General features: G+C 61.9%; 26 protein-coding genes, 1 tRNA gene, 1 other RNA gene and 1 pseudogene. 15 read left to right on the top strand and 14 right to left on the bottom strand.

Going from position 1 to position 26,003, the window contains the following annotated elements; all coding sequences use genetic code 11:
- The first annotated feature begins 14 nt into the window (after positions 1-14).
- The 8 genes and pseudogenes from VMH34_08305 (at position 15) to ychF (ending at position 7,214) form a co-directional block, all read left to right on the top strand.
- Positions 15-1,781 (top strand): tetratricopeptide repeat protein, encoded by a 1,767-nt coding sequence (locus VMH34_08305; protein HTT08776.1) that lies wholly within the window; start codon positions 15-17, stop codon positions 1,779-1,781.
- Between the two features lie 5 nt (positions 1,782-1,786).
- A complete protein-coding gene (gene lolB / locus VMH34_08300) occupies positions 1,787-2,395 on the top strand; it encodes a lipoprotein insertase outer membrane protein LolB (GenBank protein ID HTT08775.1) in 609 nt (202 codons plus the stop codon).
- Positions 2,396-2,402: 7 nt separating this feature from the next.
- Positions 2,403-3,293, top strand: a complete 891-nt coding sequence (gene ispE, locus VMH34_08295; GenBank protein HTT08774.1) for a 4-(cytidine 5'-diphospho)-2-C-methyl-D-erythritol kinase — start codon at positions 2,403-2,405, stop codon at positions 3,291-3,293.
- Between the two features lie 44 nt (positions 3,294-3,337).
- A tRNA-Gln gene (locus tag VMH34_08290) sits at positions 3,338-3,412 on the top strand.
- Positions 3,413-3,642: 230 nt separating this feature from the next.
- Positions 3,643-4,581, top strand: a complete 939-nt coding sequence (locus VMH34_08285; protein HTT08773.1) for a ribose-phosphate diphosphokinase — start codon at positions 3,643-3,645, stop codon at positions 4,579-4,581.
- Between the two features lie 95 nt (positions 4,582-4,676).
- Positions 4,677-5,339, top strand: a pseudogene (locus tag VMH34_08280) (50S ribosomal protein L25/general stress protein Ctc).
- 165 nt (positions 5,340-5,504) lie between these two features.
- Positions 5,505-6,107, top strand: a complete 603-nt coding sequence (pth, locus tag VMH34_08275; GenBank protein ID HTT08772.1) for an aminoacyl-tRNA hydrolase — start codon at positions 5,505-5,507, stop codon at positions 6,105-6,107.
- Between the two features lie 9 nt (positions 6,108-6,116).
- Positions 6,117-7,214 (top strand): redox-regulated ATPase YchF, encoded by a 1,098-nt coding sequence (ychF, locus tag VMH34_08270; protein HTT08771.1) that lies wholly within the window; start codon positions 6,117-6,119, stop codon positions 7,212-7,214.
- Here ychF and VMH34_08265 read toward each other — a convergent pair.
- The 4 genes from VMH34_08265 to VMH34_08250 form a co-directional block, all read right to left on the bottom strand.
- A complete protein-coding gene (locus tag VMH34_08265) occupies positions 7,211-7,672 on the bottom strand; it encodes an EVE domain-containing protein (GenBank protein HTT08770.1) in 462 nt (153 codons plus the stop codon). The two genes, ychF and VMH34_08265, sit on opposite strands and share 4 nt — an antisense overlap.
- Positions 7,673-7,724: 52 nt before the next feature.
- Positions 7,725-7,911: non-coding RNA, 6S RNA (gene ssrS / locus VMH34_08260), on the bottom strand.
- A gap of 72 nt (positions 7,912-7,983) precedes the next feature.
- Positions 7,984-8,328: a cell division protein ZapA gene (locus tag VMH34_08255; protein HTT08769.1), complete on the bottom strand. Its 345-nt coding sequence runs from the start codon at positions 8,326-8,328 to the stop codon at positions 7,984-7,986.
- On the bottom strand, positions 8,325-8,549 hold the full coding sequence (locus VMH34_08250) for a TIGR02449 family protein (GenBank protein HTT08768.1): 225 nt from the start codon (positions 8,547-8,549) through the stop codon (positions 8,325-8,327). Before VMH34_08250 ends, VMH34_08255 begins: the two co-directional genes overlap by 4 nt.
- 159 nt (positions 8,550-8,708) lie before the next feature.
- Between VMH34_08250 and pepP the strand changes: the two genes are divergently transcribed.
- The 3 genes from pepP (at position 8,709) to VMH34_08235 (ending at position 12,632) form a co-directional block, all read left to right on the top strand.
- Entirely contained in the window at positions 8,709-10,028 is a 1,320-nt protein-coding gene (pepP, locus tag VMH34_08245; protein ID HTT08767.1) for a Xaa-Pro aminopeptidase, read from the top strand.
- A gap of 133 nt (positions 10,029-10,161) precedes the next feature.
- Complete coding sequence (gene ubiH / locus VMH34_08240) at positions 10,162-11,403, top strand: 2-octaprenyl-6-methoxyphenyl hydroxylase (GenBank protein ID HTT08766.1); 1,242 nt, start codon at positions 10,162-10,164, stop codon at positions 11,401-11,403.
- Entirely contained in the window at positions 11,400-12,632 is a 1,233-nt protein-coding gene (locus VMH34_08235; GenBank protein HTT08765.1) for a UbiH/UbiF/VisC/COQ6 family ubiquinone biosynthesis hydroxylase, read from the top strand. The genes ubiH and VMH34_08235 overlap by 4 nt, the downstream gene beginning before the upstream one ends.
- Here VMH34_08235 and VMH34_08230 read toward each other — a convergent pair.
- On the bottom strand, positions 12,629-13,030 hold the full coding sequence (locus tag VMH34_08230; GenBank protein ID HTT08764.1) for a VOC family protein: 402 nt from the start codon (positions 13,028-13,030) through the stop codon (positions 12,629-12,631). The two genes, VMH34_08235 and VMH34_08230, sit on opposite strands and share 4 nt — an antisense overlap.
- A 53-nt stretch (positions 13,031-13,083) precedes the next feature.
- Here VMH34_08230 and VMH34_08225 point away from each other — a divergent pair, with 53 nt between their 5' ends.
- Positions 13,084-13,980: a phosphoribosylaminoimidazolesuccinocarboxamide synthase gene (locus tag VMH34_08225; GenBank protein ID HTT08763.1), complete on the top strand. Its 897-nt coding sequence runs from the start codon at positions 13,084-13,086 to the stop codon at positions 13,978-13,980.
- A 65-nt stretch (positions 13,981-14,045) separates the two neighbouring features.
- Positions 14,046-14,279, top strand: a complete 234-nt coding sequence (locus VMH34_08220) for a hypothetical protein (GenBank protein ID HTT08762.1) — start codon at positions 14,046-14,048, stop codon at positions 14,277-14,279.
- Positions 14,280-14,285: 6 nt separating this feature from the next.
- On the opposite strand, the gene VMH34_08215 is transcribed toward VMH34_08220, so the two are convergent.
- Positions 14,286-15,230, bottom strand: coding sequence for a LysR family transcriptional regulator (locus tag VMH34_08215; protein ID HTT08761.1), 945 nt, complete (start codon positions 15,228-15,230; stop codon positions 14,286-14,288).
- A 182-nt stretch (positions 15,231-15,412) separates the two neighbouring features.
- Here VMH34_08215 and VMH34_08210 point away from each other — a divergent pair, with 182 nt between their 5' ends.
- Positions 15,413-15,853: a DUF4440 domain-containing protein gene (locus tag VMH34_08210; protein HTT08760.1), complete on the top strand. Its 441-nt coding sequence runs from the start codon at positions 15,413-15,415 to the stop codon at positions 15,851-15,853.
- Positions 15,854-15,931: 78 nt separating this feature from the next.
- Here VMH34_08210 and VMH34_08205 read toward each other — a convergent pair whose 3' ends face one another.
- The 8 genes from VMH34_08205 to VMH34_08170 form a co-directional block, all read right to left on the bottom strand.
- Positions 15,932-16,378, bottom strand: a complete 447-nt coding sequence (locus VMH34_08205; protein ID HTT08759.1) for a hypothetical protein — start codon at positions 16,376-16,378, stop codon at positions 15,932-15,934.
- Positions 16,379-16,380: 2 nt separating this feature from the next.
- Positions 16,381-16,992, bottom strand: coding sequence for a CBS domain-containing protein (locus VMH34_08200; protein ID HTT08758.1), 612 nt, complete (start codon positions 16,990-16,992; stop codon positions 16,381-16,383).
- A 199-nt stretch (positions 16,993-17,191) separates the two neighbouring features.
- Positions 17,192-18,220: a class I fructose-bisphosphate aldolase gene (locus VMH34_08195; GenBank protein ID HTT08757.1), complete on the bottom strand. Its 1,029-nt coding sequence runs from the start codon at positions 18,218-18,220 to the stop codon at positions 17,192-17,194.
- A gap of 66 nt (positions 18,221-18,286) precedes the next feature.
- The gene (pyk, locus tag VMH34_08190; protein ID HTT08756.1) at positions 18,287-19,735 is read right to left on the bottom strand and encodes a pyruvate kinase; all 1,449 of its coding nucleotides are present in this window, start codon (positions 19,733-19,735) and stop codon (positions 18,287-18,289) included.
- Positions 19,736-19,753: 18 nt separating this feature from the next.
- Positions 19,754-20,959, bottom strand: coding sequence for a phosphoglycerate kinase (locus VMH34_08185; protein HTT08755.1), 1,206 nt, complete (start codon positions 20,957-20,959; stop codon positions 19,754-19,756).
- 12 nt (positions 20,960-20,971) lie between these two features.
- A complete protein-coding gene (gap, locus tag VMH34_08180) occupies positions 20,972-21,985 on the bottom strand; it encodes a type I glyceraldehyde-3-phosphate dehydrogenase (protein ID HTT08754.1) in 1,014 nt (337 codons plus the stop codon).
- A gap of 14 nt (positions 21,986-21,999) precedes the next feature.
- Positions 22,000-24,039, bottom strand: a complete 2,040-nt coding sequence (gene tkt, locus VMH34_08175; protein HTT08753.1) for a transketolase — start codon at positions 24,037-24,039, stop codon at positions 22,000-22,002.
- 150 nt (positions 24,040-24,189) lie between these two features.
- Entirely contained in the window at positions 24,190-24,750 is a 561-nt protein-coding gene (locus VMH34_08170) for a thioredoxin family protein (GenBank protein ID HTT08752.1), read from the bottom strand.
- 84 nt (positions 24,751-24,834) lie between these two features.
- Here VMH34_08170 and metK point away from each other — a divergent pair, with 84 nt between their 5' ends.
- The gene (gene metK / locus VMH34_08165) at positions 24,835-25,998 is read left to right on the top strand and encodes a methionine adenosyltransferase (GenBank protein ID HTT08751.1); all 1,164 of its coding nucleotides are present in this window, start codon (positions 24,835-24,837) and stop codon (positions 25,996-25,998) included.
- Positions 25,999-26,003 lie beyond the last annotated feature (5 nt).

Raw genomic sequence — 26,003 nt, 5'->3', positions numbered from 1 at the left:
TCCTGATGAACATAATGCCCTCCTTACTGACCCGCCGGCTATTGCTGCTCACGTCCTGCCTGGCCTTGTTGCTGGCGGGGTGCGTCGGCACGCCGCCGAAAACCTCCGGGCAGGAAACGTCCGCCGCATCGCCCGCCACCCAGGCGGCCCCGGCGCCGCAGGTGATCCCGCCGCTGGACCTGCACTACACGCCGGGAGAAGGGCTGACCGAGGACGTGCTCTATGCACTGCTGCTGGCCGAGCTTGCCGGCCAGCGTGGCCAGGTGGACGTGGCACTCGATCAATATATGCAATTGGCGCGCACCCTGCCTGACCCCAAAGTGGCCGAGCGGGCGACGCGCATCGCCATTTATGCCCATGACGAGGAGCATGCCCTCGAGGCCGTCCAGCGCTGGGTCTTTCTCGAACCGGACAATTTGGAGGCCCAGCAGGTGCTGGCCTCGATTCTCATTGAGGAAAATCGCATTGATGAAGCGCTGGATCACCTGGAAGTGGTGCTGAACTCGCCGCTCGGCACCTCGAGCCAGCGCACCTGGGCGGTGGCCAACACCCTGAGCCGACAGGAAGACAAACAGGTGGCCCTCAATGTCATGGAAAAATTGCTCGCCCGTCACGAGCGCAATCCCGACGCATTGTTTGCCTATGCCTTGCTGGCACTGCGTGCCGGCGATACGGACAAGGCGCGGACGGCCATGGAGGAGGTGATCGACACCGATCCGAAGAATCTTGGCGTGGTCGCCGCGTACCTCGGCGTGCTGGAGAAGCAGGGGCAGGGCGCCATCGCCATCAGCTGGCTGGAAGAAATGTTGCAGCAGCGTCCGAAGTTGGATGATCTGCGCCTGCTCTACGCCCGCATGCTGACTGAGGCGCGGCGATACGATGACGCCCGCAGGCAGTTCGAACGGGTCGAAAAATCCCAACCTAAAAATGCGGACGTGCACTTCGCCTTGGGATTGATCGCGCTGGAGGCCAGCCAGAACGGCGCGGCCCGGCGGCATTTCCAGAAACTTATTGCACTCGGTGAGCACGCCGATGAGGGCCGCTTCTATCTGGGCCAGATTGCCGAGCTGCAAAAGGATTACGCCGGCGCGGCAAAATGGTATCGCAGCGTCAAAGGCGGCGAGAATCGCTTCGACGCGCAAATGCGCGTGGCGCTGATGCTGGCGCGGCAGAACAAGGTGCAGGAGGCACAGAAGACATTGCAGACCGTCCCGGCCGAGAACGACGAGCAACGCCTGCGGCTGGTGCGGGCCGAGGCCGAGTTGCTGACCGAGGCCGGCCAATACGAACAGGCCATGGTCATCTATGACCGCCTGCTGCAGGACAGTGACGATGCCGAACTGCTCTACGCCCGCGCCATGCTGGCGGAGAAGATGGGCAAGCTGGATCTGCTGGAGCGCGATCTACGGCACCTGCTGGAGCTGGATCCCAACAACGCCCAGGCATTGAATGCACTGGGATATACGCTGGCCGATCGCACCACCCGCTATCAGGAGGCCCATGACCTCATCAAGAAGGCGCTGGAACTCAGCCCCAATGACTTCTACATTCTGGACAGCATGGGGTGGGTGCTCTACCGGCTGGGCCGGTGGGATGAAGCGGTCGATTTTCTGAAGCGCGCGCACACCATGCGCAAGGACCCCGAGGTGGCTGCCCATCTGGGCGAGGTATTGTGGGTCAAGGGTGACAAGGCTGAGGCGCGCGCCATCTGGAAGGCGGCGTTGAAAACAGCGCCCGATGACAAGACGCTGAAAACAGTCATCGACCGCTTCGGATTATAAATTAAGTGGGGCGCCGGTACGCCGCATTCTGGCTGTTCGGCCTGCTCGGACTGGCCGGCTGTGCCGAGATGAAGCCGCTCTTTCTACCGGAGGGGAAGCCGGAGTTGTCCCTGTGGCAACGCCGGCAGCAACAACTCCGGCAGTTGCAGCGTTGGGACATCCAGGGACGTGTGGCCATTGAGACCGCGCAGGACAATTGGACCGCCAGCGTCACATGGAAGAACGAGGCGGAACATTACCAGATGCGCTTCATGGCGCCTCTGAGCCAGGGCACCTTCGAACTCACCGGCGCGCCTGACCGCGTACAATTACGCATGCCGGACAAAACGCTGGAGGCGCCGGATCCGAGTCAGCTGATGCAGGAAAATCTCGGCTGGAGCCTGCCGGTGTACGGCATGCGCTACTGGGTGCTGGGTCTTCCCGCGCCCGGTCGCAAAACACAGGAGTTACGCGTCGATGAAGCCGGGCATCTGGTGGATCTGCAGCAGGATGGCTGGCGGATCAGCGTGTTGCGCTATCAGAAGGTGGGCGGGCTGGAATTGCCGGAAAAGATATACATGCAGAATGATCCGGTGAAGGTCCGGCTGGTGGTCGGGGAATGGCAATTGCATTGACAATGCGATGAGCACGAGCCTGCACTGGCCGGCGCCGGCCAAGATCAACCTGTTCCTGCACGTGCTGGGGCGGCGGTCGGACGGTTACCACGAATTGCAGACCGTGTTTCAATTCCTGGATTGCTGCGATCTGCTTGATTTCGAACGTCGCGATGATGGTGAAATCCTCCTCGTCACGCCGCTGCCGGGTATCACCGCGGAGCAGAATCTGGCGGTACGCGCCGCGCGTCTGTTGAAGACACATACCGGTATCGATGCCGGCGTTACTCTGCATCTCGACAAGCGTCTGCCAGTGGGTGGAGGCATCGGCGGAGGCAGTTCGGATGCGGCCACGGCCCTGGTGGCTCTCAATCATCTCTGGGACCTGCATCTGGCGGATCAAGAACTGGCCCAACTTGGAGTCGAATTGGGCGCCGATGTGCCGATCTTTCTCTATGGTCGTGCGGCCTTCGCCGAAGGCGTCGGCGAGCGGCTCACGCCTGTCGAGCCCCCGGAATCCTGGGTTGTGCTCATCAAGCCGGAATGTTCGGTTACCACGGCGATGGTCTTCGCCGACCCTGATTTGACACGTCATACTTCACCCATCACAATTCGCGCCTTCCTTGAGGGTACGGCGGTCGGAAACGACTGCGAAACGGTGGTACGACGCCATTTTCCGCCAGTGGCGGCCGCTCTGGACTGGCTTGCAGAGCGCGGGCCGGCGCGGCTGACCGGCACGGGTTCCTGCGTGTATGCTGCTTATGCTTCCGAGGCGCGGGCGCGGGCCGTGGGTATGCAGGTTCCCGCGCCATGGCGGGGTTATGTAGTGCGGGCGCTGAATCGCTCCCCGTTGCTGGACCGGCTGGAACACGCGCAGGCGAATGTCCAGATGAGTATGGACTGGCGATGGAAGCTTTAGATCGCCAGCAAACTGGGCGATCAGTTGTGGGCAGGACGACGAATTGGGGCGTAGCCAAGCGGTAAGGCACGGGACTTTGACTCCCGCATTCCCAGGTTCGAATCCTGGCGCCCCAGCCAATTTTATAAAATTTTCGAGTGATACGATGTGTGATGCATCGTAATGGATGGGTGGGCAATGCCAGGATGAGAACCTGGAAGGTTCGCCAATTCGCCCGGAGCGAATTGGAACAGCGGAGCGTAGCGACGCTGGCCCCGCAGGGGCGAAGGGCGGGATGCCCGGAATAGGACTGGCGCCCCGGCCAAATATATATGGTAAGCGAGGAGAGCAGGGCGTGGCGCTGGATCAGATGACGCTGTTCAGCGGCAATGCCAACCGCAAGCTGGCGGAGGCGGTGGCCAACTGTCTGCACTTGCCGCTCGGCAAGGCGGTCGTTGACCGCTTCAGCGATGGTGAGGTCCTGATCGAGGTCATCGAGAATGTGCGCGCCAGGGACGTGTACATCCTGCAATCGACCTGCGCCCCGGCCAACGACAATTTGATGGAATTGCTGGTGATGACCGACGCCATGCGCCGCGCGAGCGCGGCACGGGTGACGGCGGTGATCCCGTACATGGGGTACGCCCGTCAGGATCGGCGCCCCCGATCTGCGCGGGTGCCCATCACGGCACGCCTGGCGGCGAACATGATCCAGTCCGCCGGTGTGGACCGGGTGTTGACGGTGGATGTGCATGCGGATCAGGTGCAGGGATTTTTCGACATTCCGGTGGACAATATATATGCCTCGCCGGTGTTGCTTGGCGATTTATGGCGGCACCGGCCGCCGGATTTGATGGTGGTGTCGCCGGATGTGGGCGGGGTGGTGCGCGCGCGGGCGCTGGCCAAGCGGCTGGATGACGCCGACCTGGCAATCATCGACAAACGCCGCCCGAAGGCGAACGAGTCGGAGGTGATGAACATCATCGGTGACGTCAGCGGCCGCGCCTGCATCATCGTCGATGACATCGTGGACACCGCCGGAACATTGTGCCAGGCGGCGGCCGCGCTGAAGGACAACGGCGCCAATAAGGTGGTGGCCTATTGCACCCACCCGGTGCTGTCCGGGCGGGCCGTGCAGAACATTGAGAATTCAAAGCTGGACGAACTGGTGGTGACCGACACCATCCCGTTGCAGGGTGATGCCGCGGCCTGCAAGCGCATCCGGCAGCTGTCGGTGGCGGATTTGTTGGCGGAGTGCATCCGCCGCATCTGCATGGGCGAGTCGCTGAGTTCGCTATTCATGGATTAGAATTTGTTTGCCCCCGCAAGGGGGAATTGAAGTGCAAGAATCCGTCTGGTCGCGGGCGGGTATGTTAAACGCAGTTGAATAGTTGAGGAGAAGTCATCATGCAACAATTCGAAATCACCGCCGAAAAGCGCGTCGATGAAGGCAAAGGTGCGAGCCGCCGCCTGCGTCGCGCCGGCAAAGTACCCGGCATACTTTATGGCGCCGGCAAGGAGCCGCAGTCCATCCAGGTCGGCAACACCGATATGCTGCTGCATCTGGAACACGAGGCGTTTTACTCGCACATCTTGACGCTCAAGCTCGACGGTGCCACCCAGCGCGTCGTCATGAGAGACTTGCAGCGCCATCCCTACAAGGCATATCTGCTGCACATCGATCTGCTGCGCGTCGATGAGAAACAAAAACTCACCATGCGCATCCCGCTGCATTTCCTCAATCAGGAAATCTGCCCGGGTGTGAAGACCGAAGGCGCGGTGCTCAGCCATCTGATGTCCGAGGTGCAGATCCGCTGTCTGCCAAAGGACCTGCCGGAGTACATCGCGGTGGATGTCGGCGGCATGCACGTCAACGACACCCTACACCTGTCTGAACTCAAACTCCCGGCGGGTGTGGAAGTGGCGGAGGATCCGGAACACGCCGTGGTGTCCTGCCACATTCCGCGTGTCATCGAGGAACCGGTCGCCGAAGTGGCACCCGAAGCTGCGGCAGCCGAGGCCGCCGCTGGCGCCGAAGGCGCGGCCGCTGCTGGTGCGGAAGGCGCGGCGGCCCCCACTGCAGGCGCCAAGGCGGATGCGAAAGCTCCGGCTGGCGCGGCGAAACCAGGCGATGCCAAGGCGGCTCCCGCCGCGGGCGCCAAAGCGGGCGACGCGAAGGGCGAGGCCAAGCCCAAAGCCGACGCCAAGAAGTAATTGGCGGGAGCCGGGGCGTTGCCGGCAGAGATCAGGCTGGTCGTGGGCCTGGGCAATCCGGGCCCCGACTACGCGCATACCCGCCACAACGCCGGCTATTGGTTTGTGGATCAGCTTGCGCAGTCAGCCAGCGCCTCATTCAAGCGCGAAGCCAAATTTCACGGTGAAGTGGCGCGCATGGACGCTGAACGCTGGTTGCTCAAACCCGCGACCTTCATGAACTTGAGCGGCGACGCGGCCGCCGCAATGGCGCGTTTTTACCACTTTGAGCCCAGGCAAATCCTGGTGGCGCACGATGATCTGGACCTGCCCCCCGGCAATGTGCGTTTCAAGACCGGCGGCGGCGACGGTGGCCACAATGGGCTGAAGGACATTACCTCCAAGCTCGGTTCCGGCGATTATCACCGGCTGCGCTTCGGCATCGGGCATCCGGGCGACCGCGAGCGGGTCATGCCGCACGTGCTGAACCGCGCCACCGCCGAAGACGAAAAGGCAATCCGTGATGCCATTGCATCGGCGCTGGCGGAAATGCCATCTCTGCTTGCGGGTGAATATACGAAGGTCATGAATGCCCTGAACCGCCGCGCCACAATTGGCAAAGAAACGGGCGAAGAAGAATAAGAGGAAATCATGGGTTTCAAATGCGGTATTGTTGGCCTGCCCAACGTCGGCAAGTCCTCGCTCTTCAACGCGCTCACCAGCGCAGGCATCGCGGCGGAAAACTATCCGTTCTGCACCATCGACCCGAATGTCGGCGTGGTGGCCATGCCCGATCCGCGTCTGGATCGCATCGCCGCCATCGTCAACCCGGCGAAAGTGGTGCAGACCTACATGGAGTTCGTGGACATCGCCGGGCTGGTCGCCGGCGCGAGCAAGGGCGAAGGCCTGGGCAACCAGTTCCTGTCGCACATCCGCGAAACGCAGGCCATCGCACATGTCGTGCGCTGCTTCGTGGACGATAACGTCGTCCATGTCATCGGACGCGTCGATCCGGCCGCCGACATCGCAATCATCAACACCGAACTGGCCCTGGCCGATCTGGACGGCGTCAGCCGCGCGCTGGACCGTGTCGCCAAGCAGGCCAAGGCGGGCGCTGACAAGGAACTGCTGGCAAAAAAAGACCTGCTGGAGCGCGTTCTGAAACTGCTGAACGAGGGCAAACCAGCGCGCGCAGTAAATCCAAATGCCGAGGACAAGGCGCGGCTGCGCGATTTGAACCTGTTGACCATGAAGCCGGTGCTGTATGTCGCCAATGTCGATGAGGCCGGCCTGAAAAACGGCAACGCGTATCTGACGCAGGTGCAGAAGATTGCAGAGGGCGAAGGGACGCGCTGCGTGCCGATCTCGGCCGCCATCGAAGCGGAGCTATCGCAATTGAAACCGGAGGAGCGAAAGGAATTTTTAATTGAGCTGGGGTTGGAAGAACCCGGATTGAATCGCCTCATTCGCGCCGGCTATGAGTTGCTGGGCCTGCAAACCTTTTTCACCGCCGGTCCGAAAGAGTGCCGCGCCTGGACGGTGCCGAACGGCGCCACCGCGCCGCAGGCAGCGGGTGTTATCCATACCGATTTCGAGCAGGGGTTCATTCGCGCCGAGGTGGTGGGCTACCAGGACTTCATCGACTGCAACGGCGAGCAGGGCGCAAAGGAGAAGGGCAAGTGGCGCCTGGAAGGAAAAGAATACGTCATGCAGGACGGCGATGTCGTCCACTTCCGCTTCAATGTTTAATCACTATGGTGAAGTATAAAAATCCACTCGGACTTGGTGACGGGGGTAATGGAGAGGCGGTTGCCACGCTGCAATACCTGCATTTTGGCTAGTGGTTTATGCGAACGCAGTTCATCGATGGTGATGACGCGCTTGAATTTACTCTTGAACTTCACGTCCACACAGTACCAGCGCGGATTGTCCGGATCGCTGCTTGGATCGTAGTGGTGATCTTCGGGATCGAACTGGGTCGGGTCGGGATAACCTGCTTTTATAACTTCCATTACGCCTGCGATGCCGGGGATTTCGCAACTGGAGTGATAAAAGAAAGCGAGATCGCCTTTTTTGATGGTATCACGTAGCCAGTTGCGGACCTGGTAATTGCGCACGCCGTCCCAAGCGGTGGTTTGTTTGGGCTTTTTCTCCAGATCGCCGATAGAAAAGACTGACGGTTCGGATTTTATGAGCCAGTATTGCATAGCAATTTGCCGCCGGAAGAAAAAAAGCCCGCAACGGGGCTTTTTGTGGAATATGGTCTCCAGGATGCCGTTACCGGCCATCGACTTGAACCATGGGTTCAAGATGGAACATTGCCCGGCGAATCAGGCTTTCCGCTTGACGCGGACGTGCACAACATCGCCATCTAAGGCGCAGCTCCGTGAGATGTAACGTATAGGCTCAAGAATACCAAGCCGGCTGGCGTACACCCCAGAGAATTCTTTGATTTTTATAAAGAGCTGTTGAAAAGCAGCCGCGACCGGACACTTTTCAACTGCTCCTTGCGATTACGTCAGGCGTCCAATCTGCCTTGCACCGGATCGGTCATATCCATCTGACGTCCCTTCATGATGGCGCCGGCGATCTTCGACTGAATCCGCTTCAGACTGCTGCCGATGGTCGAAGTATATCCTTCTTTCTGGCGTTTGTACTCCTGAAATTCATTGGCGATGTTCAACGCGGCAAGCACGGCGATCCGCTCGGCGCCGATGATCTTGCCACTGTCACGCAACTCCTTCATTTGGCGGTTCAAGTATTCCACCGCCTTGAACAGGGACTCCCGCTCGCCCTCGGTGCAGGCGACCAGATACTCCTTGTCCATGATATTGACGGACACCGGCCGTGGCGCATCGCTCATGAACGGGATTCCATGGCCTTGAGCCGGGCGATCATCGCCTCCACGCGGGTGCGGGCCATTTCTGTTTTTTCAATCAAAAGCGCCCGCTCGCTGGCCAGCGTGGCGTGCTGGCTCTTGAGGGCGCGATTTTCGCTCGCCAGGTTTTCGACCGTGCGGATCAATTCATCGACCCGCGCCTCCAGCGACGTCAATTCCAGATTTTCGTTTTCCTGCTCGGCCATGCGCGCCATCGAGTGGTGCAATTTCGTCATGCCAATATAGAGCGGCGTCTCAGGGTGGTCAACAGCGTCCGGTGTGGGTGAAAAGTGTGCTACGCTTGACGGCCTTGAAGGCCCATTCCCCAAAGGGCGAATCGCAAGCAGATCCGCGCACCATCGCACATGGACAAGCAGGAATTCACCCGCCGCCGCAAGCGGCTGATGGAAGTCATCGGCCAAGGCGGCATCGCCATCGTTCCCACCTCGCCGGTGCGCATCCGCAACCGCGACGTCGAGTTTCCCTACCGTCCCGACAGCGATTTTTATTATTTGACCGGCTTTCCCGAGCCGGGGGCGGTGGCGGTGTTCGTTCCCGGCCGTGCGCATGGCGAGTACATCCTGTTTTGCCGTGAGCGCGACCCGGAACGCGAGACTTGGGACGGGCGCCGCGCCGGGCTGGAAGGCGCGTGCCGCGACTACGGCGCCGATGACGCCTTCCCCATCACCGATCTGGACGAAATCCTGCCGGGCTTGATGGAAGACAAGGCACGCGTGTATTACACGATGGGCAACGACGCCGATTTCGATCATCGCGTGATGAACTGGGTGACGCTGGTGCGCGGCCGCGGTCGCGCCGGCGTGCGCGCGCCGGAGGAGTTCATCGCGCTGGGCCACGTGCTCCACGACATGCGGTTGTTCAAGAGCAAGGCCGAGATCGCGGCGATGAGAAAGGCCGGTGAAATTTCCGCCGCCGCGCACCGCCGTGCCATGCGCGTCTGCAAGCCGGGCATGAATGAGCACCAGATCGAGGCCGAATTGCAGCACGCCTTCATGACCGGTGGCGCGCGCTCATGGGCCTACCCGCCCATCGTCGGCGGCGGCGCCAACGGCTGCATCCTGCATTACCGCGACAACAACGCGCCGCTGAAGGACGGCGATCTCCTGCTCATCGACGCGGGCGCTGAATATGACAGCTATGCCGCCGACATCACGCGCACCTTTCCGGTGAACGGCCGCTACACGCCGGCGCAGCGGGAGGTCTACGAGATAGTTCTGGAGGCGCAACAGGCGGCCATCGACAAGATCGAACCCGGCAACCATTGGAACGAGCCGCACGAGGCGGCGATCCGGACCGTGACCAGGGGATTGGTCGACCTCGGCATCCTGAAGGGCCGCCTGCCGGCGTTGATCAAGGACGAAGCGTACAAGCCCTACTATATGCACCGCACCGGCCACTGGCTGGGCATGGATGTGCATGACGTCGGCGACTACAAGATCGGCGGTGAATGGCGTGTGTTCGAGCCCGGCATGGTGTTGACCGTGGAGCCGGGGCTATACCTCAAGGCGGGGGCGCCGGGCGTGCCCAAGCGCTACGGCAACATAGGCATCCGCATCGAAGATGACGTGCTGGTGACGCGCGATGGACGCGAGGTGCTGTCCACCGATGCGCCGAAGACGATCAAGGAAGTTGAATTAGCAATGTCCATGCGTCGCGCCGCCTGAAGGCTTAACCTCACACCAGGCATGACTGTGCTGCTCAAAGGCTCGACCTCACCATGCGCCGGTTTCCGCGCTCCGACCTCCCCCGGCTGATGCCTCTCATTACGGTTTGTCGGCGTCCTTTGAGTTTTGATGCATGGACTCCTTTGATTGCCTGATCGTCGGCGGCGGCGCGGTTGGCGCCGGCCTCGCCTGCGCCTTGCGCGGCACGGGCTGGCGCATCGGCCTCATTGAAGCCGCCGCCACACCTGCCGGCATCCGGTCCGACGGGTCGGCAGCGCCGGGAGTCGGCCACGATGATCGCGGGCTGGCGTTGTCGCTTTCTTCGCAGCGCATCCTGCAAGGCATCGGTATCTGGCCCGCGCTCGCCGCGCGCTCCACGCCCATCCGTCATATTCACGTGTCCGAGCAGGGTCGTTTTGGCGCCACGCGTCTGTCGGCGGAGGACTGCGGCTGGCCGGTGCTGGCGCATGTGGTCGTTGCCCGCGCCTTGGGCGATGCGCTGTACCGGCAATTGCGCGCTGCCGGCCACTGCGAACTGATCTGCCCGGCGCAGCTGCAAGGCATCAACGTTCTGCCTGATCGAATGGAAGTGACCTTGCGACGGGAGGGACGCGAACGCGCGCTGGCGGCGCGGCTCCTGATCGCGGCGGACGGCACAATCTCGCGCGCCCGCGCCTGCCTTGGCATTACCACACAAGGCCGTGATTATGGCCAAAGCGCCGTTGTCGCCAATGTCACGCCGGCGCGGCCGCGGACATACACCGCTTATGAGCGTTTCACGCCGCAGGGCCCGATTGCGCTGCTGCCGCAAACCGGTGACCGCTACGGCCTGGTGTTCGTGCGTCACACGGGGGAGGCCCAACGGTTGCTGGAGTTGCCGGAAGCTGAATTTCTTCAGGAACTGGTGAGGCAGTTCAGCCGGCGGCTCGGTGATTTCCGGCGTCTCGGCCGCCGCCAGATTTATCCCCTGCGCCTGGTGACGGCCACGCGCATCGCCGGGCCGCGGTACGTGATCATCGGCAACGCCGCCAACACCGTGCATCCCAACGGCGCGCAGGGCTTGAACCTCGGTCTGCGCGATGTGGCGGTGCTGACCGAGCTTCTGCATGCGGCAGCCCGCGACCGCCGCGACCCCGGAGAGACGGAGATCACCGCGATGTATGAAGAACGGCGCCGGACGGATCATCGCCGCACGGTGAACTTTACCGACGGACTGGCGAGGCTGTTTTACAACACATCACCGCCACTCACTTTGTTGCGCCGGCTGGCGATGTGGGGCGTCGACAGCCTGCCGCCGGCGAGAACTGAACTTGTCCGCGCCGCCAGCGGATTGCAGGGCGGCGCGTCGGCGTTGGTGCGTGGATTGCCGCTATGACCAATCTGCGCAGCGTGCCGGATTGCGAAGTCGCCGTCGTCGGCGCCGGGCTGGTCGGATTGACGCTGGCGGCATTGCTCGCGCGTGCGAACATACGCACCGCGCTGATTGACGCGCAACCGCCGTCAGCGGCGGAAAGCGCGGACTATGATCTGCGCGTTTTTGCCATTACACGCGCCTCGGAACGCATTCTGACCGCAGCGCAGGCGTGGGCGCAGATCGAACGTTCGCGCCACGGCGTTTTTCGCGCCATGGAGGTGTGGGACGAGAAGAGCCGCGGCCGGGTGCACTTCGACAGCGCACTGATCGCCGAGCCGGCGCTGGGTTACATCGTTGAACAGCAGATATTGCGGCGGGCGCTGGAACAAGCCATTGCCGGATTGCCGGCGTTGATCTCCCGCCGGCCGGAAAAGCTGTGCGGCTGGGAGGCGCAGCCGGATCGGCTGACGCTGGAACTGGAAGACCATCCGCCGCTCAGCGCTCGGCTGCTGATGGGCGCCGATGGCGCGGACTCGCGCGTGCGCAGTCTGGCGGGTATCGGCCACACTCGCCAGGACTACGCCCAGACCGCACTGGTCTGCAATGTGACCACTGAAAAACCGCACGGTGAAGTGGCGTGGCAGCGGTTTTTGAGCACCGGCCCGGTGGCCTTTCTCCCGCTCGATCAGCCGCACCTGTGCGGCATCGTCTGGACCACCACACCCGATCAGGCCCGGAGATTACTGGGCATGACGGAAGAGGTGTTCCGCGCCGAATTGACGCTGGCTTTTGACCATGGGCTGGGTGTGGTGACCGGCTCCGGCCCGCGCGCCATATTCCCACTCTCGCGTTCCCATGCCGGGGCCTATGTGGGACCGCGGGTGGCACTGGTCGGTGACGCCGCGCACGTCCTTCATCCGCTGGCGGGGCAGGGCGCCAATCTCGGATTGCTCGATGCCGCCGCGCTGGCGGAAGTGACCATAGATGCCGTGGGTGCCGGCCGCGATCCGGGCGCCGTGCATGTACTGCGCCGCTATGAGCGCTGGCGCAAGGGCGAAAATGCCCTGATGCAGACGACCATGGATGTTGTTAACACTTTATTCGGCAGTACCTACGAGCCGGTGCGCGCGCTACGGGGAATGGGACTGAACCTGACAGACCGGCTGTCTCCGATGAAGGAGTTCTTCATGCGCCGCGCCTCGGGCTTGACGGGCGACCTGCCGCGCTTTGCTCGTGGGGCGATGAATTAGATCTTGTCGGCGATGGGTGGGTGGTGGATGAATTGCACCACATTGCCTTCCGGATCCTCGCAATAAAAACTACGGGCGCCGTCGCGGTGCGTTTTGGGTTCGGCGCGGATGCGCACGCCGTGGCCGAGCAAGTAGGCATGCCAGGCGTCCACGTGCGCCGGCTCGGCAAGTACGAAGCCGATGTGATCCAGCCGCTGGCCGTCTGAAGCGTGCGGAGTTTTTGCCCGGTGCAGGGCAAGATTGTCGCTGCCGGAACAGAGGTAAACGTTGTCGGCGTCAGGCCGCCATTCCACCGCCATGCCGAGCAATCCCACGTAAAAGCGCTCGCAGACGGCTAGGTCCGCCACGTTCAGGGCCACGTGGCGCAGGCCGCGGGTCGGCGGCGGACGTTGTATCATGTGTGCGCTTCTTCAATAAATTTCACGACAACCAGCCTAAAGCAACCCGGTACATGACGAAAGCCCCAACCGCCTTGTTCGAATCGAGCTTGAAGAGCCTGCCGCTCATTTATCGCGGCAAGGTGCGGGACGTGTACGCGATCGGCGACGCGCAATTGCTGATTGTCGCGACCGATCGGTTGTCGGCCTTTGACGTGATCTTGCCTGATCCGATCCCCGGCAAGGGTGCGGTCTTGACCGCCGTGTCGAACTTCTGGTTTGCGCGTCTGGGCCACGTTGTCCCCAACCACCTCGTGGATCGCACCTTGGCCGAGATTCTGCCGGACGCGGCGGAGCGCGCCCAGGTGGAGGGCCGCAGTGTCATCGCGCACAAGCTGAAGGCGCTGCCCGTGGAAGCGGTGGTGCGCGGCTATCTCATCGGCTCCGGCTGGAAGGACTATCAGCAGACCGGCCGCGTATGTGGCATCGCGCTGCCCGCCGGGCTGCAGCAGGCGTCGCGGCTGCCGGGGCCCATTTTCACGCCGGCGACCAAGGCACCCTCGGGCACTCACGATGAAAACATGGATTTTGCGCATATGACGCAACTGGTGGGCGCCTCGCTGGCGGGACAGGTGCGCGAGGTGAGTCTCAGGCTTTACCGGGAAGCGGCGGATTACGCGCTGGAGCGCGGCATCATCATTGCCGATACCAAGTTTGAATTCGGGCTCGATTATAGCGGCAGGCTTACGTTGATGGATGAAATCCTGACGCCGGACTCTTCGCGCTTCTGGCCGGCGGATTCCTATCGCGCGGGCATCAGTCCGCCCAGTTTCGACAAACAGTTCGTGCGCGATTATCTGGAAACGCTTTCATGGAACAAGACCGCGCCGGGCCCGCGGCTGCCGCAGGAGATCATTGCCCAAACCGCGGAGAAGTACCGTGAGGCCCAGCGCCGGCTGACTGGCGGCTGATTCGGCGGTACACTTTTTGAATGCAGTTCAATTATCGTCATGATTGAATCCTGGAGGAGCGCGCCATGAAGCACTCAATATCAATAACGGCCGTCATCGGACTCGCCGCAGGTCTGACCCTGGGGGGCTGTGACAAAAGACCACCCCCGCCGACCCCCCAGACCAGCGCCGCCAAACAGACCATCGACAAGGTGACCAATTCCGTGCAGCAATCGATGGATGCCAATAGCAAGGCGACACAACAGGCCATCGATCAATCCGAAAACGGCGGCAAAACGGCGGAAAGCGACAATAAATAATTTTCGTCAGACGCCGTGCTCAGGCAGCATTGACGGAACGTTGTTCGAATTCGCTGTGTTTGGGAAGGCAGCAGTCCACTGCGACCGGTGAAACCTGTCCTTCAAAAATTCCACGAACGTTCTGACCTTTGCCGACAAATGACGTCGGTGGAGGTACACGGCGTGTAATTCAACGCTTTCGGAATCGTAGTCTTCGAGGATGGTCTCGAGCCGGCCGGCGGCCACGTCCGCGACCACCATGTAGGCGGGTTGCAATATCAATCCGATCCCTTCAATGGCCGCCACCCGCAGGGCATCGGCGATGTTGGACTCAAACGTCCCACGCACGGGAATTTCGAATTTGCCCCGCGGGCCGTGAAATACCCACGTGTCGTTTTTGAGTGGCGGATAGCGCAGGCGCAGGCAGTTGTGGCGCAGCAATTCCTCGGGGTGGGCTGGTCGCCCGTGGCGTCTGAGGTAGGCGGGCGATCCGCAGACCACCGTATGCACCAACGCCAGTTGATGTGCAATGAGGGTGGAATCCTCAAGCTCTCCCAATCGGATTGCCAGATCCAATTCTTCTTCAGCAAGATCAGGAACCCGATCGTGCAGCAGCAACACCACGTCCACCTCCGGGTACCGGGATTTGTAGGCGGCGATGGCGGGCGTGAGATGAAACATGCCGAATGACGGCGGCGCCGCTACGCGCAACGTGCCCTTGGGGCGGTAATTGCCCGCCACGATCACCTGCTCCGCTTCCTCGACATCAGCGAGGATTTGCTGGCAGCGCGCAAGATACTGCTGGCCCGCTTCCGTCAGGCTCAACTGCCGGGTGGTGCGGTGGATCAGGCGCACGCCAAGCGCGTCTTCAATGCGGTTCACGTGCTTGGAAACCATCGCGCGTGACAAATCCAACTCCTCCGCCGCGCGCGAGAAATTCCGGCACTGCGCGACCTTGGCGAAAACACGCATGCTTTGAAGTTTATCCATATTTATTAGCAAGTTGCCTGTCACTGTTTCACGGAGGTGTCAACTATGTCCACTCTTTGTGCATTGCAGCATAGATAGACTCGTTCTATTTTTCAAGCATGAAAATGACCGCGTTCACTACGAACGGATCTGACGGAATTTTCAACCTTGAAAGGAGAGCAAACATGAAAAACGCAACAGTAATATCCCTGCTGGCGCTGGCGGTCTCCACCCAAGTCTCGGCGGCGGTCGCCGACGACGGAATGACTGAGATTGGCGCGCAGGAGCAGGCGCAATGGACGGCGGCCTTTGGCAAAGGCGATGCCCAGGAGATGGCCGGCCTCTACACGGATGACGCCATCATCAAGCCGCCGCGTGAGATCGGTACGCGCGTGATGAAGCCCGCCATCGCCAAGTATTGGGCGACGGCGCTCAAGTCCGGACCCGTGGAGTATCAGGTCAACATCGTGGCCGGCCAGCAACAGGGGGACGAACTGTATCTTAGCGGCTACTGGTCGGCCGTGCCGCGCGGAGCGGGACACAGTCCGGTCGGCGGCAGCATCGTCAGGGTGCTCGAGAAGCAGCCCGACGGAAGCTGGAAGATTGCGCTGGAAAACTGGTACTGACAGTCGTCCCGGGTTATGACGCAAGGCGGGAAATCGGGCGAGGACAGAGGTGTCGCGCCCGGTGTGTTAAGAGCAATCCTAGAAGTTCAAGGCCTGTTCGGTCAGGTCAGGGCGGATGATCAGCAGTTTCTCAAGATTCATAAATGATGTGCGATTGACGGCCCGTTCCAGCAATGTCATGGAGCGCGCCGGATCGATTCTACCATGCACCGTGCCGAGCAGCGGCAGGGCCACGATACGGAAGCCGTAAGCCTGTATGGCGGCGCAGGTCTGAATATAGGCGCACTCCACCCATTTATCGCGGCACGCGGGTTTGGCGTCCAAATCGTGCACGACGGCAAGCATGCGCGCGGGCCGTATATGAGTGACCACCCACACCGTCCCCGCCGGCCTGGGCTGCTGCCGCACCGCCTGTTTGATCAGGTCGGTGTAACTTTCCCGCGGGCTTTCCATGGGGTAGACCGGGCCGAGCAGGAGGTGGGTATCCTGTTCCTCCACAATAGCGTCAACTTGCACCGTTTCCATCCTCATGCCGTTTCGTGTTCGTGCAGAAGGACGCGTTCGAGCTCGGCGAAACTTTGAGCCACCTCGCCGGGCTCTATGTCCACGCCCAGCTGTTTGCCGATCTGCGTAAGCGAGAAGGCGCCGCGCAGCACGTAACGCCCGCTTCTGGCGTCCCGTTCAATGACGAGCATGTGCTGCCTCCCAGCGTCGCGCATGGCCACCACCACGTCACGGATATGGGCGCGCTCGATGTCGCGCACATCATAGGCCGTGACCTGACTGCGCGCCGTCATGATTTGACGCACCAGTATCTGCTCGTGCGGGATGCGTTCCGTCTGGCTGACCTGAACGGGCCGCTCCCCCAGAAGGTCCGTGCTGGTGATGAGTCCCAGCATGGCGCCATTGTCGTCCAGCACAATCAGCATCCGCACCTGGGCGTGGATCATCATTTGCATCGCCTCATCGATGGTCGCCTCTGGCGAGATGGTGATGAGCTTGATGCGCCTGAAATCCGTCATGGCCCCGATCGCCGGATCATGGGGGGAGACCCTTTCAGGGGGTGACGGGCGGATGCGGTATATCGGTGCGTCCTGCGGGAGCGGCAGGGTCTGCAAGGCAGTGGTGAAGATGGCCATGACTATCTCTTTTCGTCGTGAGCGGTGTATACCTTAAGGAACCCGGCATCGAACCAAAGGTTCCGCGATACGTGGAGGAATTCTTTTACTCAAGTTTAGCCGCTTCCGGCCGCCGGTGCAGGCGGGGTTTGGTACGTGTCCGAGGAAATATGAATGTGGGGAGGGCCCACCTTTCCGTTAAAAATTACCGAATGACGCTCTAACCGGTCTTTTCCATATCAGTGGTGTAGCGACCGGCGCAGGCGAGACTGTTCATTTTTTCGCGGTGGGAAAGGGCCTTCTGCGCGGCAGTCACGTTTGCGGCTTGACCTTTCCATGCCTTGAGTGCGGGATCCTGCAGGGCGCGGCCGTAGGAAAACGACAGCGGCCAGGGATATTTCCTGCCGCCGGCGTTCATGGCGTTCAGATGCTCGGTGGCAATCTGTGCGCTTTGGCCGCCTGACAGGAACACAACACCCGGCAGGGCGGCAGGCACGGCGTTGAGCAGACAACGCACCGTCATATCGGCGACCTGCCGCACACCCGCCTGCTGCGGACATTTTTTGCCGGCGATGACCATGCTGGTCTTGAGGATGGTGCCTTCGAGCAACACGCGCTGATCACTCAGTGCCGTGAATACGCGGCGCAACACTTCCACGGTCACGTCATAGCAACGCTCGATGGAGTGATCTCCCTCCATCATCACCTCCGGCTCCACGATTGGCACCAGCCCCTGCTCCTGGCACAGCGCGGCGTAGCGTGCCAGCGCGTGGGCATTGGCCTGTACGCCGCCCGCCGTCGGGATGCCGGCGCCGATGTTGATGACGGCGCGCCATTTGCAGAATTTTGCGCCGATGTTTTTGTATTCGGTGAGGCGCGCGCGCAGGCCGTCCAATCCCTCGGTGACTTCTTCGCCGGTGAACCCGGCAAGCGGCTTGGAGCCGGTGTCCACCTTGATGCCCGGCAGGATGTCCTGGCGGTTCAGGGCCTCCACGAATTTCTCGCCCTTGGCAGTCGACTGGCGCAGCGTTTCATCGAACAGGATCATGCCGCTCACGTAATCGCCGGCGCCGGGGGTTGTGATCAGCAATTCGCGGTAGGCACGGCGGGCCTCCTCGGTGGATTCCACGCCGATGGAATCGAACCGTTTCTTGATGCTGGGAAAACTTTCATCAATGGCGAGAATGCCCCTGCCTGGCGCAACCATCTTGCGGGCCACGGCATTGAGTTCAGAATGCGGTGTATTCATCGTCTATGTCCTTCGAATTGGCAGGATAGTTATAGGCGCAAATTATGCCCGCAGGAGTGGCGCTGTCTATTGGTAGCGGCCAATCACGTCGCCGATGCGGACAATTTTTAACAGGTTCGTGCCTCCGGTGCTGCCACGAATATCGCCCTTGGTGATGATGATGCGATCCCCCTCCTGCACCACCTTGCGCTGCAGAAGCAGATCCACCAGTTCCCGGTTGATCTCCAGCGAATCCGTATGTGTCACGTCGAACTTGACGGGGTAAACGCCGCGGAACAGCCTGACCTTGCGCTGGGTGGCCTCGTGTTGCGTGAAGGCGAAGATGGGAATGGCCGAGTGGATGCGGGACATGGTGATACAGGTGTTGCCGGTCTCGGTCAGGGCGGCGATGGCCCTGGCGTCGATACGGTTGGCGGCATACATCGCCGAGATGGCGATGGCCTCATCGATGCGATCAAAATGCACGTCCAGCTGGACATGCGCGTCCTGTTCCCGCCATTGCTCTTCGGTGCCCAGGCAGATGCGGGACATGGCTTCAACCGCGGCATCAGGGTATTTGCCAACACTGGTCTCAGCCGACAGCATGACGGCGTCGGTGCCGTCGAGCACGGCGTTAGCCACGTCGAAGACCTCGGCGCGCGTCGGGATCATATTCTCGACCATCGATTCCATCATCTGGGTGGCGATGATGACCAGACGCTTCTTCCCGCGCGCCAGCCGGATGAGCCGCTTCTGCATGGGGGCCAGATGGGCGTCGCCAATCTCGACGCCCAGATCGCCGCGGGCCACCATGATGCCGTCCGCTGCGACGATGATGTCGTCGATGTGTTCAATCGCCTCGGCACGCTCGATCTTGGCAATGATGCCGCATTTGCCGCCGGCCTTTTCCACCAGCTTGCGGGCGGCATGAATGTCCGCGCCCGTGCGCGGGAAGGATACGGCGATGTAATCGGCGCCCTGGGCGACGGCGTGTTTCAAATCCTGCCGATCCTTTGGCGTCAGGGACGCCGCCGAAAGGCCGCCGCCCTCCCGGTTCAAACCCTTGTTGTTCGAAAGCTGACCGCCCAGCATGACGACGCAATGGACGGCGGTCCCCTTGACCTGTTCCACTTTCAGCACCACGCGACCGTCATCGATCATCAGCGTGTCGCCCGCCTTGACGTCGCGCGGCAGATCCGTGTAGGTGACGCCGACGTGATGCTCGTCGCCCGCGCCGGCATCCCACTTGGGATCGATGATGAACTCATCGCCCGCCTCCAGCCAGATCGGGCCCTCGCGAAAGCGCTGAATGCGGATCTTGGGCCCCTGCAGATCGGCAATGATGCCGATTTCGGTGTTCAATTTCGCGCTCTGTTCGCGCACCAGCTGGAAAAGGGCTTCATGGCTCTCGCGGGTCTCGTGTGAATAATTGATGCGCGCCACGTCCATGCCGGCCTGAATCAGCCGGCGCATGACAGCCGGGTCATCGGAGGCGGGGCCCAGCGTGACGACAATCTTGGTGCGGCGAAGTGCCATGTGAGTCCTGCGTGCGCGTCAGTAACCTTCGCTGGGATGATAGCGATGTGGCATGGCCCGGGCGCGTTCCTCCAGGATCGCGACCGCCGGCAGGGTCTTGCCTTCGAGATATTCAAGAAAGGCGCCACCGGCCGTCGAGATGTAGGAAATCTTGCCGGCGACACCGTACCTGGCGATTGCCGCCAGCGTATCGCCACCGCCGGCCACGGAAAAGGCGTTGCTGGCGGCAATACCTTCGGCAAGTGCCCGCGTGCCATGCCCGAATTGATCGAACTCGAAGACGCCCAGCGGCCCGTTCCAGCAGATGGTGGCGGCCTGTTTCATCATGTCGACGTATTGCGCCGACGTTTTCGGGCCGACGTCGAGGATGAGATCATCTTTGGCAATCTCGGTCGACGCCTTGGCGACGGCGGGCGCGTCGGCGCTCAAGGTCTTGGCGCAGACCACGTCAACCGGCAGGGGGATCGCCGCCCCCCGTTCCTTGGCGGCGGCCATCAGCCGCCGGGCGGTATCCAGCAGATCGTCTTCGCATAACGACCGGCCCACCTTGAGACCCGCCGCCTTCATGAAGGTGTTGGCGATGCCGCCGCCGACGATGAGTTGATCAACGAACTTGATCAGCGATTCCAGCACCGAGAGCTTGGTCGATACCTTGGCCCCGCCGACGACGGCCAGCAGTGGGCGTGCCGGTTCATCCTTCACTTTCTTGAGCGCCTTGATCTCGGCTTCGAGCAGTGGCCCGGCGCAGGCAGAGCGGGCGTACTTGGCGATTCCGCAGGTGGAGGCCTCGGCGCGATGAGCGGTGGCGAAGGCATCATTGACGTAAACGTCACACAGCGCCGCCATGCGGCGGGCCAGATCATCGTCGTTCTTTTTTTCGCCGGCCTCGAAACGGACATTCTCGCATAACACCACCTCGCCCTCGGTGACATCGATGCCGCGCAGCCAGTCGGTTACCAGCCGCACGCGCATACCCAGCAGTTCGGAGAGCCGCGCAGCCACCGGTTTGAGCGACAACGCGGGATCCGATTCGCCCTCCTTCGGGCGGCCGAGATGGGAGACGACGATGACGCGGGCGCCGGATTCGGCGGCCTGCCTGATCGTCGGCAGCGCGGCGCGGATGCGGGTGTCATCGGTGATACGGCCATCGGCCATGGGCACGTTCAGATCCTCGCGGATGAGCACGCGGCGCCCGGCCAGCTTGACGTGATTCATGCTCAACATGGAATGTCGGACTCACTTCGCCCTGGACCAGGCCGTCGCCACGTCCAGCATGCGATTGGAAAAGCCCCATTCGTTGTCGTACCAGGACAGCACCTTGATCAGTTTGCCGCCGATGATCTTCGTCTCCGACGCTTCGTAGATCGACGATCGAGGATCGTGGTTGAAATCGATGGAAACCAGCGGCTCGCTGTTATAACCGAGTATGCCCTTGAGCGGGCCTTCGGCCGCCGCCTTCATGACGGCGTCGATCTCGGTCTTGCTGGTCTCGCGCGCGGCGGTGAAGGTGAGATCAACCAGCGACACGTTGAGCGTGGGCACCCGCACGGCGTAGCCGTCCAGTCTGCCCTTCAGTTCCGGCAGCACGAGGCCCACGGCCGCGGCTGCGCCGGTCTTGGTCGGGATCATGGACTGCGTGGCGGAGCGGGCGCGCCGCAGATCCTTGTGGTAAACGTCGGTCAGCACTTGATCATTGGTGTAGGAGTGCACGGTGGTCATGATGCCGGCGGTGACGCCGATGTGCTCGTGCAGTGGTTTGACCAACGGCGCCAGGCAGTTGGTGGTGCAGGAGGCGTTGGAGATGACGGTGTGCGTCGATTTCAGCACATCGTGATTGACGCCGAAAACCACGGTGGCATCGACTTCATCGCCAGCCGGCGCCGAGATGATGACCTTTTTCGCGCCGCCCTTGAGGTGCAGGCCGGCCTTCTCGCGGGTGGTGAAGAGGCCGGTGCATTCGAAGACAAACTCCACGCCCAGCAGGGTCCATGGGAGCTTCGCGGGATCCTTCTCCGCCAGCACGCGGATGCGGTCGCCGTTGACGATCATGGAATCGCCATCGACCCTGATTTCTCCAGGGAAACGGCCGTGCGCGCTGTCATGGCGCGTCAGGTGGGCGTTGGTATTTGCGTCGCCCAGATCATTGATGGCGACGATCTGAATTTCCCGCTGGCGCTGCGCTTCATACAACGCGCGCAGCGTGTTGCGGCCGATGCGCCCGTAACCGTTGATGCCCACCTTGATGGCCATGCCACTTCTCCGGATTATATTTTCAGTGTTTGTTCCAGGGCGCCGACAACCGCCTCGACGGTGAAGCCTAAATAGGCGAACACCGTATTGCCGGGCGCGGATTCACCGTAACGGTCGAGACCGATGACGGCGCCATCCAAGCCGACGTACTTGCGCCAGTAATCCCGCACGCCGGCCTCGACCGCCACGCGGGCGCGGAGCGATGGTGGCAGCACAGACTCGCGATAGGCGGCGTCCTGCGCGTCAAATCGATCGGTGCTGGGCATCGATACCACGCGCACAGCGCGGCCCTGATCGTTGAGTTTCCTGGCGGCGGCCATGGCCAGCGCGATCTCCGAACCAGTGGCGATCACGATGGCTTCGGGCGGGCGCGGCGGTTCCAGAAGTACGTAACCACCCTTGCGGATGGCGGCGATCTGCTTTTCGTTTCGTGGCTGTGCCGGCAGATTCTGACGCGAAAACAGCAGTGCGGTGGGACCGTCGCGCCGCTCCAGCGCGCAGGCCCAGGCGACCGCGGATTCGGTCGCATCACACGGTCGCCATACGCTCATGTTCGGCATCAGCCGCAGTGAAGCGGCATGCTCGACGGGCTGGTGGGTGGGGCCGTCCTCTCCCAGGCCGATGGAGTCATGCGTATAGACATGGATGCAGCGCAGCTTCATCAGCGCCGAGAGACGCACGGCATTGCGGGCGTAATCGGAAAACACCAGGAAGGTGCCGCCGTAGGGAATGAAACCACCGTGTAACGCGAGCCCGTTCATGATCGCAGTCATGGCAAATTCACGCACGCCGAAATGGATATAGTTACCGTCAGCCTGTTTTCCAGACATGATTTTTGAGCCCGACCAGAGCGTCTGGTTCGATTCAGTCAGATCGGCGGAGCCGCCGATCAGTTCCGGCAGCCATGCGGCGTAGGCGTTGAGGGCATTCTGCGAGGCCTTGCGTGAGGCGATGGTTTCCATTTTGACGGCCACGGTGTGGATATAGGCTCCCGATTTCTCAGGCCAGTCGGCGGGCAGCTGGCCCGCGACGCGGCGCTCGAACTCCGCCGCCAGTTCCGGATACACCTTGCGATAGGCGCGCAGGGTGCGCAGCCATTTTTTCTCCGCCCGCGCGCCGCGCTCACGCGCATCGAAGGCCGCATAGGTTTCCGGCGGGATGACGAAGGGTGGATGGGTCCAGTTGAGTTGCGCACGGGCGCGGGCCACCTCATCGGCGCCCAGGGCGGCGCCGTGACAGGCCTCGGTACCCTGCTTGGTGGGCGCCCCGCAGCCGATGATGGTCTTGCAGCAGATGAGACTCGGCTGATCCTTGGCGCGCCGTGCTTTTTTGATCGCGCGTAGCACTGTCTCTGGATCATGGCCGTTCACGTTGCGGATGACCTGCCAGCCGTAGGCCTCGAAGCGTTTGGGCGTGTCGTCGGTGAACCAGCCTTGCACTTCACCGTCTATGGAGATGCTGTTGTCGTCATAGAAGCCGACAAGTTTGCCGAGCCTCAGCGTGCCGGCGAGCGAGGCGGCCTCGTGGGAGACACCTTCCATCAGGCAGCCGTCGCCGACGCTGAAATAGGTGTAATGATCGATGAGCGTGAGTCCGTCGCGGTTGTAATGTGCGGCCAGCGCCCGCTCGGCGATGGCCATCCCCACCGCATTGGCAAAACCCTGTCCCAGCGGCCCGGTGGTGGTCTCGATCCCGGGCGCCGAGCCGTATTCGGGGTGCCCGGGAGTCTTCGAGTGCAACTGCCGGAAGTGTTTGATTTCCTCCATCGGCAGGTCGTAACCGGACAGATGCAGCAGCGCGTACAGCAGCATGGAGCCGTGACCGTTCGACATCACGAAGCGGTCGCGATCGATCCAATGCGGGTTGGCCGGGTTGTGCCTCAGAAAATCGTTCCACAGCACCTCGGCCAGATCGGCCATGCCCATGGGCGCACCGGGATGACCGGAGTTGGCCTGTTGTACGGCGTCCATGGCGAGCGCCCGGATCGCATTGGCCAGCTCGCGCCGTGTGGGAACGGCCTCCGCCGGCGCTATCTGCGCGGATGTGGATGTCATGCTCAACTTTCGGTTTTCATCGGAAACACGGCAGGGGGATGAAGCCGTGCCGCATCAAAAAGGGCGCCATTGTCCCGCAGCCATGCGCGAGGGGCAAGTAAAACAGGGGTGGGTGAACGCCGGAGCGGGACGCAGCCGACGGCGGAAAAATCACGCTTCCCGCCATTTAATGGAGCAGCCCTGACTCGGGGTCTGATCCCAGGGTCCCTGTCCGTTGCGGGCGACGCCGATCATGGCCTCAAGTAGCTCCCGCGGCGTGCCCTTGGGCGCAGGCCGGCCGGGTGTAGTGGCGTCCAGCCGCCCCCGGTATTGCAGTTTCAGATCGGCGTTGTAACCGAAGAAATCCGGCGTGCAGACGGCGCCATAGGCACGCGCGACGTTCTGCGTTTCATCGATCAAATAGGGGAATGAGAAACCAAGCTCGGCGGCCAGTGCGCGCATATGCTTGGGCGCATCCTCCGGGTAAGCGCGGTAATCATTGGGCATGACGGCGACTGATCGCACGCCGTGCTCAAGCAGGGCGCGGGTGTCGGCGGCGATCAGCCTGCCCACCGCCTGCACGTATGGACAGTGATTGCAGATAAACATGACCAGCGTGCCGCGCTCGCCGCGGCAATCCTGCAGGGACCACTGTTTGCCATCCGGATCAGGCAGGCGGAAGTCCGGCGCATTGGCGCCGAAATCACAGACGGGGGTATGTATCAGCGCCATGATATGCCGCCTCCTTCAGTACCATTCTTGCCTTTACGCGGGTAGACTACTCCGCCTTTCGTCATGTCCCGACAGGAATAGTGCATGCCAAACGATTATCTCTTCACCTCGGAGTCGGTGTCCGAGGGTCATCCCGACAAGGTCGCCGATCAGATTTCGGACGCCATCCTGGACGCCATTCTCGCACAAGACGTGCATTCGCGCGTGGCCGCCGAAACTCTTTGCAACACCGGCCTGGTCGTGCTGGCGGGCGAGATTACGACCAAGGCAAATGTCGATTACATCGCCGTGGCGCGCGAGACCATCAGGATGATCGGCTACGACAGCACCGAATACGGCATCGACTACAAGGGGTGTGCCGTGCTGGTGGCCTATGACAAGCAATCGCCGGATATCGCCCGGGGCGTGAACCGCGCCTACGATGACAACCTCGATCAGGGCGCGGGCGATCAAGGGATGATGTTCGGCTACGCCTGCGATGAAACTCCGCAGCTTATGCCGGCGGCCATTTATTACGCCCACCGCCTGGTCGAGCGCCAGTCGAAATTGCGCAAGACCGGGAAACTCCCATGGCTGCGGCCCGACGCCAAATCGCAGGTGACGCTGCGCTACGTGGATGGCCGGCCGCGTTCCGTCGATACCGTGGTATTGTCCACCCAGCATGCCCCGGACGTGAGCCATAGACAGATCCGCGAGGCGGTGATCGAGGAAATCATCAAGCCGGTTCTGCCGAAAAAAATGATGCGCGGGAAGGTGAAGTACCTCGTCAATCCCACTGGTCGTTTCGTGGTCGGCGGTCCCCAGGGCGATTGCGGACTCACCGGGCGCAAGATCATCGTTGACACCTACGGCGGCGCCGCACCGCACGGCGGCGGCGCATTTTCCGGCAAGGACCCGACCAAGGTCGATCGCTCCGCCGCCTATGCCGCGCGCTACGCGGCGAAGAACATCGTGGCCGCCGGTCTCGCCTCACGCTGTTTGATCCAGGTTTCCTACGCGATCGGCGTGGCGAAGCCCACCTCGGTGATGGCGACCACGTATGGCACCGGCAAACTGAGCGACGAGAGACTCGCCGCGCTGGTGCAGAAACATTTCGATCTGCGGCCGCGCGGCATCGTGAAAATGCTGAAGTTGCTGCGCCCGATTTACGGCAAGACCGCCGCCTATGGTCATTTCGGCCGCGCGGAGCCCGAATTCACTTGGGAACGTATAGACAAGGCCACCGCACTGCGGGCGGCGTTGCGATAAACGCA

The sequence above is a fragment of the Gammaproteobacteria bacterium genome (assembly GCA_035501935.1).
Taxonomy (GTDB): Bacteria; Pseudomonadota; Gammaproteobacteria; order JAJPIJ01; family JAJPIJ01; genus JAJPIJ01.
This window is presented reverse-complemented; position numbering and strand designations above follow the sequence as displayed.

Coding starts and splice junctions, on each gene's coding strand:
- VMH34_08170 (HTT08752.1), bottom strand. CDS start 24,750: ATGGCGCTGATACATACCCCCGTCTGTGATTTCGGCGCCAATGCGCCG.
- ispE (HTT08774.1), top strand. CDS start 2,403: ATGAGCACGAGCCTGCACTGGCCGGCGCCGGCCAAGATCAACCTGTTC.
- VMH34_08220 (HTT08762.1), top strand. CDS start 14,046: ATGAAGCACTCAATATCAATAACGGCCGTCATCGGACTCGCCGCAGGT.
- VMH34_08305 (HTT08776.1), top strand. CDS start 15: ATGCCCTCCTTACTGACCCGCCGGCTATTGCTGCTCACGTCCTGCCTG.
- metK (HTT08751.1), top strand. CDS start 24,835: ATGCCAAACGATTATCTCTTCACCTCGGAGTCGGTGTCCGAGGGTCAT.
- ychF (HTT08771.1), top strand. CDS start 6,117: ATGGGTTTCAAATGCGGTATTGTTGGCCTGCCCAACGTCGGCAAGTCC.
- VMH34_08210 (HTT08760.1), top strand. CDS start 15,413: ATGAAAAACGCAACAGTAATATCCCTGCTGGCGCTGGCGGTCTCCACC.
- VMH34_08205 (HTT08759.1), bottom strand. CDS start 16,378: ATGGAAACGGTGCAAGTTGACGCTATTGTGGAGGAACAGGATACCCAC.
- VMH34_08255 (HTT08769.1), bottom strand. CDS start 8,328: ATGAGCGATGCGCCACGGCCGGTGTCCGTCAATATCATGGACAAGGAG.
- VMH34_08265 (HTT08770.1), bottom strand. CDS start 7,672: ATGCAATACTGGCTCATAAAATCCGAACCGTCAGTCTTTTCTATCGGC.
- VMH34_08185 (HTT08755.1), bottom strand. CDS start 20,959: ATGTTGAGCATGAATCACGTCAAGCTGGCCGGGCGCCGCGTGCTCATC.
- VMH34_08250 (HTT08768.1), bottom strand. CDS start 8,549: ATGGCCGAGCAGGAAAACGAAAATCTGGAATTGACGTCGCTGGAGGCG.
- tkt (HTT08753.1), bottom strand. CDS start 24,039: ATGACATCCACATCCGCGCAGATAGCGCCGGCGGAGGCCGTTCCCACA.
- VMH34_08225 (HTT08763.1), top strand. CDS start 13,084: ATGACGAAAGCCCCAACCGCCTTGTTCGAATCGAGCTTGAAGAGCCTG.
- pyk (HTT08756.1), bottom strand. CDS start 19,735: ATGGCACTTCGCCGCACCAAGATTGTCGTCACGCTGGGCCCCGCCTCC.
- gap (HTT08754.1), bottom strand. CDS start 21,985: ATGGCCATCAAGGTGGGCATCAACGGTTACGGGCGCATCGGCCGCAAC.
- pepP (HTT08767.1), top strand. CDS start 8,709: ATGGACAAGCAGGAATTCACCCGCCGCCGCAAGCGGCTGATGGAAGTC.
- VMH34_08215 (HTT08761.1), bottom strand. CDS start 15,230: ATGCGTGTTTTCGCCAAGGTCGCGCAGTGCCGGAATTTCTCGCGCGCG.
- VMH34_08230 (HTT08764.1), bottom strand. CDS start 13,030: ATGATACAACGTCCGCCGCCGACCCGCGGCCTGCGCCACGTGGCCCTG.
- VMH34_08195 (HTT08757.1), bottom strand. CDS start 18,220: ATGAATACACCGCATTCTGAACTCAATGCCGTGGCCCGCAAGATGGTT.
- VMH34_08285 (HTT08773.1), top strand. CDS start 3,643: ATGACGCTGTTCAGCGGCAATGCCAACCGCAAGCTGGCGGAGGCGGTG.
- VMH34_08235 (HTT08765.1), top strand. CDS start 11,400: ATGACCAATCTGCGCAGCGTGCCGGATTGCGAAGTCGCCGTCGTCGGC.
- VMH34_08200 (HTT08758.1), bottom strand. CDS start 16,992: ATGGCCATCTTCACCACTGCCTTGCAGACCCTGCCGCTCCCGCAGGAC.
- ubiH (HTT08766.1), top strand. CDS start 10,162: ATGGACTCCTTTGATTGCCTGATCGTCGGCGGCGGCGCGGTTGGCGCC.